This is a genomic window from Paenochrobactrum gallinarii (genome assembly GCF_014205685.1).
Classification (GTDB): Bacteria; Pseudomonadota; Alphaproteobacteria; order Rhizobiales; family Rhizobiaceae; genus Paenochrobactrum; species Paenochrobactrum gallinarii.
The window spans coordinates 46,148-59,027 of record NZ_JACIIU010000012.1; the positions used below are offsets into that span (position 1 = coordinate 46,148).

Sequence of the window (12,880 nt, forward strand, 5' to 3'; positions counted from 1 at the left end):
GATTTTTATATCCCTCATAAGTAAAAACGCTCATTGACCCCTCTAAGCCCAGCCGATACTTCTATCACACGCATGACAGATGGAGGGCTTCATGTATCGCGCACCCGTCACGGATATTTTGCACACATTGCTAAAAGTCACCGGCACAAAAACCACCGGACTTGAGCAGGCATTGCAAGAAGAGCGCTTTGGCGACCTAAGCCAAGATCTGCTCAGTGCAATTCTGGATGAGGCAGCGCGCTTTACTGAAAACCGCATTGTTCCACTGCGCCAATCAGGCGATCAGGAAGGCGCGACTTTACAAGAAGCACACGTCACCACTGCGAAAGGCTGGAAAGAGCTTTATCAGGATTGGGCAGCCGCCGGATGGAACAGCCTGACCGGATCACCGGACTATGACGGCCAAGGGCTGCCGGTGTCCCTCTCTGTTGCCGTCAATGAAATGTGGAATGCCGGATCACTTGGTTTTGCCATTGGCCCTATTCTCACCATTGGCGCTGTTGAAGCACTGGAACAACACGCAAGCCAAGCCATCAAAGACACCTATTTGCCCAAGCTGATTTCCGGTGAATGGATGGGCACCATGAACCTGACGGAGCCGCAAGCAGGCTCTGATCTTGGCGCTTTGCGCTGCCGTGCAGAGCGACATGATGACGGCACCTATCGTATTTTCGGCCAGAAAATTTTTATCACCTATGGCGAACATGATCTGAGCGACAATATCATTCATCTGGTGCTTGCACGTCTGCCTGATGCACCGGAAGGTAGCAGAGGCATATCACTGTTTCTGGTGCCGAAATTTTTAAGTAAACAAGATGGAAGCCTCGGCCAGCGCAATGATGTTTTTTGTGCCGGACTGGAACATAAACTCGGCATACATGCCTCCCCTACCTGCACAATGATTTTTGGTGATGGCAGCGGCGAAAGCAACGAAGCCGGCGCTGTCGGCTATCTGATCGGCGAAGAAAACCGCGGCCTTGCCTGCATGTTCACCATGATGAACAATGCCCGTTTGCTGGTCGGTATCCAAGGGGTCGGCGTTGCTGAAGCGGCCACCCAAAAAGCCATAGCTTACGCCAAAGAACGTATGCAGGGACGAAGCAGCGGCACGCCCTCATCCGCGCAGGCAGAAGCCATTATTGTTCATCCTGATGTGCAACGCATGTTGCTCACTATGAAAGCGTTGACGCAGGCCGCCCGCTCAATTGCTTATAATTGCGCCTTTGCGCTCGATATGGCCAATATGGCCGAGCCGGATCAAAAGAGTTTTTGGGAAAATCGGGCCAGCCTTCTCACCCCGCTTGCCAAAGCTTTCTCCACCGATACAGGCGTGGACGTTGCATCCCTTGGTGTGCAGGTGCATGGCGGCATGGGCTATATAGAAGAAACGGGCGCTGCACAATTACTGCGTGATGCGCGCATCACACCGATTTATGAAGGCACTAACGGCATTCAGGCGATTGATCTTGTCACGCGCAAATTGCCATTAGAAGATGGTCAGCATATTCACGGGTTTATTACTGAACTTTCCCAAGAGGCAGATGCTGCCGCGCAAGCCAAACGACCTGAATTGCAACAATGCGGCATCGCACTCAGTAATGCGATCAATGATCTGAAACAAGCCACAAGCTATTTGCAGAAATGTCTGGCGGATAAAAAAACAGATGATGCGCTGGCTGGTGCAACCGCTTATTTAAGACTTTTGTCACTGACAGCGGGAGCGGCCTATTTGCTGCGCTCAGCGTTAAGCGAAAGCCATGAAGCCCGCATTCATCTCAGCCAGTTTTTCAATGGTTATATCTTAGTAGAAACAATGGCGCTTAAACACAGCATCATTGGCGGCGCGCATATTTTGCAGGCCGCAAAAACAATTTTGAACGCTTAACGTGGCGAAATAACAGCTTTGCCACCGACCACCAGTCGCATGCCTAAACCGGATGTTTTGTGACGAGCCATAAAACGAGGGCGGCGGATATTCTTCTGCGTCCCCTGCTCGCTCACTGTCAGGCTTGCGCTTTCATCCAAGCAACGTGCAACGCCGTCTTGCTCAACCAGCATCATCGGCAGGTCAAAGGCGCTTGCCCATGCGCGCCAGTCATCAGCCACATCGGCCAGATCATGCGCCACCAGCAACGGCACCGACAATTGCGGATCAGCATGCATCAGCTCAAGCGTTACGGTGATATGGCCATTTGCATCTTCCGCCGCACGTGCCGTCACACCAATAAATGCTGATGCAGGCACCGAAACAGACATTGGCATACCGCTTGACGGCATAACGCGGCGAATAACAGCGCCACGCTCATTGAGGGTAAAAGTCACCAGCTCTTCGCGCTCGTGATTAGCATAGCTGACCACTTGCGGAAAACGAAACGGGTTGAGCCGCAGCTCTCTGTTTGCCCATACCGGCTGTTGTTGTTCCTGTTTACGCATCTTACGCCCTGTTTGCCTGCGAACCTCTTTAGAGGCTTCACTTTGCGAGCCTTTTGCGGCTTCGTTGGAGGTAACAATAGGCGATGGTTATTACCGACGGCTTTAAGAAGTTAGGTTAAGAAATCCTGACCATTATTATTGGTTACCAGAACAAAAACGCCTGTAAGGTTTCGGAAACCTTATAAAGACAACAACGCGCAACTGTAGCAATCTTGCTACAGTTGTGCTTCAGGCAATCAAATATCCATTAACACATTGTTTTATAATATTTTTCCGGGGTTCATAATGTCTGACGGATCAAGTTCCCGCTTGATACGGCGCATCAAATCCACAGCAACAGGTGATTTATAGTGCAAAAGCTCTTCACGTTTCAGTTGGCCAATGCCGTGTTCGGCTGAAATTGAGCCATGATACTTATCCACAATGGCATGAACTTCATGATTAACCGCCGCCCAAAGGCTTAAAAACGCTTGCTTTTCGGCATCTAATGGCTGCGAAATGTTAAAATGTAAATTACCATCGCCAATATGACCAAAGCAAACTATGCGGGCATTGGGCACCATTTGCATCACAGCATGGCTTGCTTCCGCAATGAAAGCCGGAATGGATGCGACAGGTACAGAAATATCGTGTTTGATTGAGCCGCCTTCCGGCTTTTGCGCCCAAGACATTTCCTCACGCATTTTCCAGAAAGATTGCGCTTGTGCGATTGTGGCGGCCAATGCTGCATCCTGCACAATACCGGCCTCAAAGCTCACTGACAGAATATCTTCCATCAGGTTTTGTGCGTCTTCTTGGCTGCGGTTTGAAGAAATATCTATCAGCACATACCAGTCATGCGGCGCTTGCAGCGGATCGCGCGCGCCTTCCACATGTTTGACGGTAAACTCCACGCCGATGCGCGGCATCAGTTCAAAACCGGTTAGAGCAGGGCCTGCCTTTTCGGTGGCAATTTTAAACAATTGCAATGCAGCAGCAGGCGATTTTAGCCCCGCATAGGCAACGGCTTTGCCTTTAGGTTTGGGAAAAAGCTTCAAAACAGCCGCGGTGATAACGCCTAACGTGCCTTCCGCACCGATAAATAAGTCTTTGAGATTATAGCCGCTATTGTCTTTTTTGACGTAACGCAGATCATTTAAAATCTCGCCTGTCGGCAATACCACTTCCAGCCCCAGACAAAGCTCACGCATATTGCCATAGCTTAGCACCGCTGTGCCGCCCGCATTGGAACTTAAATTGCCACCAATCTGGCAAGAGCCTTCCGAGCCAAGTGACAAGGGAAACAGGCGATCTTCTTTATCTGCCGCCTCTTGTACATTTTGCAAGATCACACCGGCTTCAACGGTGATCAGATTTCCAACCGGATCAAGGGCACGGATTTTATTCATACGACCAAGCGATAAAACCACCGCTTTACCGCTTTCGTCCGGCTGCTGCGCACCAACCAGCCCCGTATTGCCGCCCTGCGGCACAATCACCGTTCCGGTTTGACTGGCAAGCTTTAAAATAGCTGCAACCTGCTCAGTGCTGGAGGGACGCAGCACAAGCATTGAGCGCCCATGATAAAGATCACGCTGTTCTGTCAGATAAGGAGCGATGTCGGTCTGATCGGTCAAGGCATACGCATCACCGACAATCGCTTTAAATTGCCCGATTAATTCAGACGATAGAGCCACAGCCATCTTATCTACCTTTTAATTTATCAATCTCTGGGAGCCGCAGCGCGCGCCAAACGATCAGTAATGGCCTCGCCCAACCCACTCACCGGAATAGGTTCCACCGCGATGGTTGCAGCGCCATAGGTGTCGAGTTTTTTCATATAATCAAAAAGATTGGCCGCCGCTTCACGCAAATTTCCGCTCTCGCTCAGATTGAGCGTAGCAACCGCCTTTTCATGGCCCTGCACACGGGTTTGGCCAAAAGCAAGCAATGCCTCACCGGCATGAACTGCATCCACATTCAGACGCATTTGCGCATTCGGTGCATAATGGGATTTCAACATTCCCGGCGCTTGAATGGCGGCGCGCTGATCAAGGCGCAGCAATGGTTTACCGGTAAATGCTTCAATTTCCTCTGCCGCCAAACCGCCCGGGCGCAGCAGATAAAGTGCGTCACCCTCCACCTTCACAATGGTGGATTCCAAGCCCACTTCGCAAGCGCCAGCATCTAAAATCAGATCCACGCGCCCGCCCAGATCTTCCGCCACCGCCTCAGCACTGGTCGGGCTGATACGACCGGAACGATTGGCACTTGGCGCAGAGATAGGACGATCAAATTGCCTGATAATATCGCGCACTGCCCCTTGCGGCATACGAACAGCCAATGTTTCAAGTCCGGCAGTGGCAAGTGGATGAATATTATGCCCTTCATTTGCCGGTAAAAGCGGCAGCACCAGCGTTAACGGCCCCGGCCAGAAATGATGGCCAAGCGCTTCCGACACGGCATCAAACTGCACATAGCGTTTGGCCATGTCCAAGTCACTGACATGCGCAATCAACGGATTAAAGTGCGGACGACCTTTGGCGGCAAAAATACTGGCAACCGCTTCGCCATTGGTGGCATCTGCCGCCAAACCATAAACGGTTTCGGTCGGGATAGCGACCAAGCCACCATCCGCCAGCACATCTACAGCAGCCTGAACACCGCTCTGATCCAGTTTCATCATTCGGGACACGTTATAATCTCCTGTCAGCTCTGTTTAACCAAAGCTGTCGAGCAAGCCCAGAAAATTATTAGAGCATTTCCAGCAAAAGTGGGTACCGGTTTTGCGCGGGATAATGCGACAAAATACATAGAGCCTGGCCAAACAAAAAACGCGCCCCGTGAGAGACGCGTTTTTAATAATTTTATATGGTCTTATCAGCCAGCGATTTTAGAGAAATCCGCCACCTGCGAGGTCACATCACGAATGGCCTTCAAGAGAGCCAGACGGTTGGCGCGCACTTTTTCATTGTCGTCATTAACAAGAACGCCTTCAAAGAAAGCATCAACCGGCGCGCGCAACAGTGCCATTGCCGTCATTGCTGCGGCAAAGTCTTCCCTCTTGATTGCAGCCTCAGCTTCTACAGAAGCTGCCTTCACAGCCTGATGCAATGCTTTTTCTTCGTCTTGCGTGAATAACGATGCATCAATGGCGACATCAGCGACAGCGCCTTTTTTCTCTTCTGCGGCCAGAATATTGGCAGCGCGTTTTGTACCGGCCAACAAATTCTTGCCGTCTTCTGTATTGATAAAGACAATCAGTGCTTCAAGGCGACGTGCAACAAGAAGCAGATTGTCGGCATCAGCAGACAGAACCGCATCAATCGCATCATGACGCGCACCTTCATCCTTCAAATAAACTTTGAAGCGTTCATGGAAGAAGGAGAGAAGATCTGTGCTCACATCACGCGAAGCCAAGCCATCAACGGATGCAAGGCCGCTTTCAGCATTTTGGATTAAAGATTTCAGCGCTACACGCACATCGTTGTCGAGGATCAGGCGGATAACACCCAAAGCTGCACGGCGCAGAGCGTAAGGATCTTTTGAGCCTGTCGGCTTTTCATCAATCGCCCAGAAACCGGTCAGCGTATCGATCTTATCGGCCAAGGCAACCGCAACGGAAACCGGATCACGCGGCACGCGGTCGGATGGGCCTTGCGGCTTGTAATGATCTTCCAATGCTTGCGCAACACTTGGGTTTTCGCCCTGAAGAAGCGCATATTTATGCCCCATCGCACCCTGTAATTCAGGGAATTCGCCGACAACTTCGGTCTGCAAATCTGCTTTTGCCAGCACGGCAGCACGCTTGGTCAAGGCGACATCAGCACCGACCAGCGGTGCTATTGCTGCGGCCAGACTTTCGATACGTGCAACACGTGCGCCCTGTGTACCAAGCTTGGCATGGAAGGTCACATTCAAGCTATCCAGACGCGCCATGCGCTGATCAAGCGGCTTGGCCAGATCAAGTGCAAATTTGGCAGCAGACGCTTGCAACTTGTCCATATCAGGCATGTTCGCCTGATCAGTGTGCCAGAAATACAAAGCATCAGACAGACGTGCCCGCACAACCTTGCCGTTACCAAATGCAATTTCCTTGCCGCCATCACGGGCAACAATATTGGATACCAGAATGAACTTGTTTGAAAGCGCGGTTTCTTCACCCTGTTTGCGGGTAACAAAGCACTTCTGGTTAACGCGAATGGTCAGCTGGATCACTTCCGGCGGGATAGCGAGGAACTCTTCCTCAAACTCACCCATCAGCACAACCGGCCATTCCACCAGACCGGAAACCTCTTCCAGCAAACCAGCATCTTCAACCAGATCAAGACCGGAAGCGAAAGCCAGATTGCGGGCATCGGTGGCGATGATTTCTTTGCGGCGTTCAGCATCCAGCACCACAAAAGCTTTTTCCAGCTTTTCGACATAATCGTCAAAGCGGCGCACTTTGATCGGCTGACCATCACTTAAGAAACGATGTCCGAAAGTAACATTGCCGGAATGGATACCATCCACTTCAAACTCGATCACTTTGGTTTCTTCGGTTTCAGGACCGAAGGTGCAAAGGATTGATTGCAGCGGGCGCACCCAGCGCAACGCACCGGACTTGGCAGAAGCCTTGCCCCAACGCATGGATTTCGGCCACGGGAAATTGCGGATGGTTGCAGGTACTAATTCCGCAACAATCTCTTCCGCCGTACGGCCGGTTTTCACCAAATGCGCCACATAGAAGTCACCCTTTTTCGGGTCACTATGCACATGCGCTTCGCTGACATCGTTTAAACCAGCCTTACGCAAGAAGCCTGCAATCGCCTGCTCCGGCGCTGATGTGGACGGGCCTTTGATTTCCTCACGGATATCTTTGGAACGCACTGTCAGGCCGCGAATATCAAGCGCCAGACGACGTGGTGTCCAATAGCTAGTGGCCGCCTCATAGGTCAGCCCTGCGTCCACCAAGCCATCAGTGATAAGCTTTTTGAAATCGCCTGCTGCTTTACGCTGCATGCGAGCTGGGATCTCTTCCGAAAATAACTCAAGCAATAAATCAGGCATCAGCGTGTCTCATTTTTATAGTTTACGCCACCGGCTTCGGTCTGCAGGAAGGCTTCACCACATTGGCGCGCCAGATTGCGAACACGTAAGATATAGCTCTGACGTTCAGTCACCGAGATAACACCACGGGCATCCATCAGGTTGAAAATATGCGATGCTTTAATCGCATAGTCATAGGCCGGGAAAACGCACTTATGTAATGCCCCGCTCGTGCTTTCAGCACTCGTCGCATCTTTTTTATTCCCAGTCGTGCTTTCAGCACTCCCCGCCTCTTGTGCGCCAAAAGCAAGCACAGCCTTACATTCTGCTTCCGCATCAATGAAATGCTGGTGCAGCATTTCTGTATTGGCGATCTCGAAATTGTAACGCGAATATTCCTGCTCTGTCTGCAAGAACACATCACCATAAGTGACCTTGTCCTCACCTTCCAGACCATTGAAGTTCAGGTCGTAAACATTATCGACGCCCTGCACATACATAGCCAGACGTTCCAAACCATAGGTCAGCTCACCCGCAACCGGCGAACATTCAATGCCGCAAACCTGCTGGAAATAAGTGAACTGCGAAATTTCCATGCCATCACACCAGCATTCCCAGCCTAAGCCCCAAGAACCGGTGGTCGGGTTTTCCCAGTCATCTTCCACAAAGCGGATATCGTGCAATTCAGTATCAATACCAATCGCCTTCAGCGAGCCTAAATAAAGCTCCTGTAAGTTTGGCGGGCTTGGCTTAAGCAAAACCTGATACTGGTAATAATGCTGCATACGGTTCGGATTTTCACCATAGCGACCGTCTTTCGGGCGGCGTGAAGGCTGCACATAGGCAACATTCCAAGGTTTCGGCCCCAGCGCGCGCAATGTGGTGGACGGATGCAGCGTCCCTGCGCCGACCTCCATGTCATATGGCTGCAAAATTGTGCAGCCATGGTTCGCCCAGTAATTCTGGAGCGCCATGATAAAGCCCTGAAAAGAGCGGGTCGGATGCATGTGGTCAGGCAGCGTGGTAGTCACGTACGGGCCTCGTCTGTGTTTCAAGAGAATAGCTCGGTCTAAATTGTCCGTCTGCATGGGTCAAGCTTTAGCTGAACCAAGCCTGTAAATGATATCGATCGGGATATGAAAACCGCCTTAAAGCTTCGGTTCCGGCTTTGCATCTGCCGGTGTATCCGCTTTGACCGGATTTTCAGGCGGGTTTAAACCTTTTTTGAGTTTTTCCTCAATCTTGGCAAGCTCTTCGGGTTCCGGCTCACCGGCGATGGCATGGTGCCACTGAAAAGTTGCTTCCAGCTGGCGCCCGACCTGCCAATAAGCATCACCTAAGTGGTCATTGATGGTGGCATCTTCAGGGCGCAGTTTGACCGCCTTTTCAAGTTCCGCCACCGCATCATCATAGCGCCCGAGCTTGTAATAAGCCCAGCCGAGCGAATCTGTGATGTAACCATCCTGCGGGCGCAGTTCGACCGCCTTGCGGATCATATCCAGCGCTTCATCCAGATTGATACCCATATCAACCCATGAATAGCCCAGATAGTTCAAAACCTGCGGCTGATCGGGGAAAAGTTCGAGCGCTTTTTTAAAATTAGGCTCGGCCTTGTCCCATTCTTTCAAGCGCTCATAAGAAATGCCTCGCTGAAAATAAATCGTCCAATCGGCGCGCTCCGGCTTTTCAATCAGCGCCACAGCCTGATCGTAAGTTTTGGCCGAATTAGCATAGTCTTTTGCCTGCGCATAAACACTGCCCAAAGCCAGATAGGTGCGCATGTCTTTGCTGTCGCGCTCTAGCAGCGCGTTCAGATGCTCAATCGCTTCTTTTTCTCTTTTGCTTTCCGCTAGGTTCAGCGCGAGCTGCATTTCGGCATCAATACGATAGAACGAATCTTCCGAAACACGGCCATAATAATCAATTGCACTTTGCGGCTGACGCAATTTGGCTGAAATATCGCCAAGCTGAAACATTGTTGCATCATCAGCGGGTCGCAACGGCAGTGACATCTGCAAATATAATTTGGCAAAAGCCTCTGCACCGGAACGATTAATCGCCGTACCGAGCGCATAAAGCACCTCTGCCGCCCCTTGTTGTGGTGTAGCAATCAGTTGTACCGGCGCTTTGCCAGCCTCAAGCATATGGCGCATTTCAGCCAGAGTTTTACGCCCTGTCAGCAATTCTTCTGCGCTTTTTAAAATCTCAACCGCACTTTTCATGTCACCATGACGCGCTTTAAAACTGGCATATGAAATGACAATACGCTCATATGTATCAGGTGCAGCACCACCACCAGCTTTATCGGCAACAGCCTTTTGATAAAAATCTTCAGCCGCCTTCACCTGACCAGACAAATCCGCCATCAATGCCGAATGGTAGGTGCGGAAAAGCGTAAACCATTGCGGCCCTTTGATCGCTTCAACCGCAGATGCCGCATTTTTGGGATTACCGGCGCCATAATTTGCCCAGGCCTTAATCAGCTGCGAGGATAATTTATCCATGTCCGATTGCACGGAATAATTGAGCAGCGGTCGCGCCTGACGAAATTGTTTGCGTGAAATAGCATCCACCGCCAATGCAAGGCGGGAAAAACGTTCAATTTCCGCATTATTTTGCAGCTCTTTTGCCCATGGCAGCGCCTCTTCAAACTGACCATTGGTCAGCAAAGCCAGCAGCAAATCCTGTTTCAACTGCAAATTGCCCGGATCAAACGCCAATGCCTGACGATAAAAATCAATCGTTGCAGGCATATTATTGTCGTTTTCAGCAACACGACCCGCCAGATAAGCACCGGCAAAAGAACCAACGCGGATGGATTTATAAGGCTCTGCCTGTGTCGTGCTGTCAGTGGTCGAAGCAAAACCGGAAACAGGCAAAACAGCACCGGAGAGCAAAATGCTCAAAGCTGCATAAAGAGGACGTAAAACTGGGCGGCGCCGCATTCCAAACTATCCTTTTTCATTCTGTCAGTAAGATTGATAAATGAAAATCCTTATCTGACAGCCGTTGCTTCCGGCTTTTTGATCCGCATTGTCCGGTTATTTGATCCAATAAACAGCTGGACTTCAAACCATGGCTTTTTTGCGGTGATGTTTACTGCCTCCGCTATTTAAGAGGCAGTATAACAAATCAGTTCACGCGGCTGATGCAAAAATCAATCACTTCAATCAGCGCATCTTTATGAGCGCCGTTTGGCAGATCAACAAGTGCTTCGCGTGCCATTTCACCAAAATCGCGCGCACGCTGTACAGTGTCCGCGATGGAATTGGCTTTCAGCATCAGTTCGGTCGCTTTAGCAAGAGAAGCATCATCATTATTGCCCTCTTCCATCGCCTGTTTCCAAAACACACGTTCTTCATCCGAGCCGCGATTATAGGCAAGCAGAACCGGCATGGTGATTTTACCTTCGCGGAAATCGTCACCGGTATTTTTACCCAAATCCGCGGCACTGCCGCCATAATCCAGCGCATCATCAATCAGCTGAAAAGCAAGGCCGAGATTAAGACCATAAGAACTTAAAGCTTTGCGCGGCCCATCACCTGCATCGGCAATGATCGGGCCAACTTCTGCCGCAGCTGAGAAAAGCGCAGCTGTTTTAGCTTTAATAACGGCCAGATATTCTTCTTCTGTGGTGTCCATGTTTTTGGCTGCCGCCAATTGCATGACCTCACCTTCAGCAATAACCGAAGCCGATGTCGCCAGCACATCGAGTGCTTCCAATGAGCCGACATCCACCATCATTTTAAAGGCCTGACCCAGCAGAAAATCGCCAACCAGAACACTGGCCTGATTACCCCAGATCATGCGCGCTGTGCTTTTGCCGCGGCGCAGATCGCTTTCATCCACCACATCATCATGCAAAAGCGTAGCCGTGTGCATGAATTCAACAGATGTTGCGAGACTGATATGACCAGTGCCTTCATAGCCGAACATTCGGGCAGTTGCCAAAGTCATCATCGGACGCAATCTTTTGCCGCCTGACGAAATCAGATGGTTCGCCACTTCAGGAATCATTTCGACATCAGAACCAGCCCGAGCCAGAATAAATTCGTTAACCCGTGCCATATCGGCCTTGGTCAGGTCGATCAAAGGCTGAACCGAACCTGCATTCGTTTTTGTATCGCCGATGTTGAGAACCACACCCAATGTCATTACTCCTGTATGCGCCCATACATTATTCAAGCGTCACTTAATGCTCAAGCAGCAAATTTTGATAATCTGCGCTATAAATGATTGTTAAGCTGTTCACAACATCGTCAGGCACCTGTTGTCAACGCTACTAATTGTCGGCACAGTGATATAAATCAATAAATACGGTATCCGGGGAATAAAATATGCCGGTTCGTGCAAATATGACAAAGGGTGCTTAAAGACCATGTATGAATTATTGCGCACCAATGATCCGGTTTTATTATCCTTTGCCGAAGCTTTGATGAAAGAGGCCGATATCGGCTATTTTATTGCCGACACCAATATGAGCATCATCGAAGGTTCCTTAGGCATTTTACCCCGCCGTCTGATGGTGGAAAAATCAGAAAAAGAGCGCGCCAGACAATGTCTGATCGATGCCGGTATCGAAACTGAATTGCGACAATAATATATGCCTGAAATAACATTGCCAGAAACCGCACTTCCTGAAGCTTTCGGCGAGACAGAAGATGTTTTTCATCGCGGGCGTTTTCACCTCATCCAGCCAGCCTTAAAAGGTCACCGTTCCGGCGTGGATGCCATGATGCTGGCAGCCTCAGTGCCGGATGGCTTCATCGGGCGCGTTGCAGATCTGGGTGCGGGTGCGGGTGCGGCCGGTTTTGCCGTTGCGGCGCGCTGTGAACAAGCGCAGGTAACGCTGATTGAACGCTCCGAACTGATGACGGAATTTGCACGCAAATCCATGGCCTTAGAGGTCAATTCCCAATTGGCACCGCGGCTGTCACTGTTAAATGCCGACGTGTCTTTGACCGGAAAGAAGCGTGAAGAAGCGGGTCTTATTAGTAATTATTTTGATTTTGCTATCATGAACCCGCCGTTTAATTCAGCAGCCGACCGCTCAACACCACACGCTCTTAAAGCTGAAGCCCATGTGATGCCGCCCGACATGTTTGAGGCGTGGATTAAAACGGCAGCAGCAATCGTAAAACCAACTGGTTCAGTGGCAATTATCGCCCGTCCTGCATCGATTTTTGCGATTCTCACCGCATTATCTTCACGCTTTGGTGCTATCCGCATTATCCCTGTCCACCCGCGCCCGCAAGCAGCTGCAATCCGCCTGATCGTGATTGGCGTGAAGGGCAGTAAGGCTCCGCTAAGTTTTGAGCCGGTGCTAAACTTGCACGAAAATACCGGTAATAGCTTCACAGAACGGGCTATTGCCATTAATAACGGTCTCACAAGTCTTTTTTGACTGCTTTCTTCAAATGGCTTTTTGGCCATTCCA

Annotated in this window: 10 protein-coding genes; 3 read left to right on the plus strand and 7 right to left on the minus strand. The window is 50.5% G+C overall.

Translation table 11 applies throughout. The features are described from left to right. Positions 1 to 91: 91 nt before the first annotated feature. Positions 92 to 1,885, plus strand: a complete 1,794-nt coding sequence (locus FHS77_RS11550) for an acyl-CoA dehydrogenase family protein (RefSeq protein ID WP_184223507.1) — start codon at positions 92 to 94, stop codon at positions 1,883 to 1,885. Here the strand turns inward: FHS77_RS11550 and FHS77_RS11555 are convergent. The 7 genes from FHS77_RS11555 to FHS77_RS11585 form a co-directional block, all read right to left on the minus strand. After that, the gene (locus FHS77_RS11555) at positions 1,882 to 2,433 is read right to left on the minus strand and encodes a DUF6101 family protein (RefSeq protein ID WP_184223509.1); all 552 of its coding nucleotides are present in this window, start codon (positions 2,431 to 2,433) and stop codon (positions 1,882 to 1,884) included. The two genes, FHS77_RS11550 and FHS77_RS11555, sit on opposite strands and share 4 nt — an antisense overlap. Positions 2,434 to 2,693: 260 nt before the next feature. After that, the gene (locus FHS77_RS11560) at positions 2,694 to 4,115 is read right to left on the minus strand and encodes an FAD-binding oxidoreductase (protein WP_184223511.1); all 1,422 of its coding nucleotides are present in this window, start codon (positions 4,113 to 4,115) and stop codon (positions 2,694 to 2,696) included. Between the two features lie 20 nt (positions 4,116 to 4,135). Continuing rightward, a complete protein-coding gene (locus FHS77_RS11565) occupies positions 4,136 to 5,107 on the minus strand; it encodes an L-threonylcarbamoyladenylate synthase (protein ID WP_374786255.1) in 972 nt (323 codons plus the stop codon). A gap of 185 nt (positions 5,108 to 5,292) precedes the next feature. Continuing rightward, on the minus strand, positions 5,293 to 7,464 hold the full coding sequence (gene glyS, locus FHS77_RS11570) for a glycine--tRNA ligase subunit beta (protein ID WP_184223513.1): 2,172 nt from the start codon (positions 7,462 to 7,464) through the stop codon (positions 5,293 to 5,295). Beyond that, a complete protein-coding gene (locus tag FHS77_RS11575; RefSeq protein WP_184223587.1) occupies positions 7,464 to 8,450 on the minus strand; it encodes a glycine--tRNA ligase subunit alpha in 987 nt (328 codons plus the stop codon). The genes glyS and FHS77_RS11575 overlap by 1 nt, the downstream gene beginning before the upstream one ends. Before the next feature lie 141 nt (positions 8,451 to 8,591). Then, on the minus strand, positions 8,592 to 10,388 hold the full coding sequence (locus FHS77_RS11580) for a tetratricopeptide repeat protein (RefSeq protein ID WP_184223515.1): 1,797 nt from the start codon (positions 10,386 to 10,388) through the stop codon (positions 8,592 to 8,594). A 187-nt stretch (positions 10,389 to 10,575) separates the two neighbouring features. Then, positions 10,576 to 11,592: a polyprenyl synthetase family protein gene (locus FHS77_RS11585; RefSeq protein WP_374786256.1), complete on the minus strand. Its 1,017-nt coding sequence runs from the start codon at positions 11,590 to 11,592 to the stop codon at positions 10,576 to 10,578. A 229-nt stretch (positions 11,593 to 11,821) separates the two neighbouring features. Between FHS77_RS11585 and FHS77_RS11590 the strand changes: the two genes are divergently transcribed. Together FHS77_RS11590 and FHS77_RS11595 are read left to right on the plus strand one after the other, a co-directional pair. After that, entirely contained in the window at positions 11,822 to 12,043 is a 222-nt protein-coding gene (locus FHS77_RS11590; RefSeq protein WP_184223518.1) for a putative signal transducing protein, read from the plus strand. A gap of 3 nt (positions 12,044 to 12,046) precedes the next feature. Next, positions 12,047 to 12,847, plus strand: a complete 801-nt coding sequence (locus tag FHS77_RS11595; protein WP_184223520.1) for a tRNA1(Val) (adenine(37)-N6)-methyltransferase — start codon at positions 12,047 to 12,049, stop codon at positions 12,845 to 12,847. Positions 12,848 to 12,880: the final 33 nt, after the last annotated feature.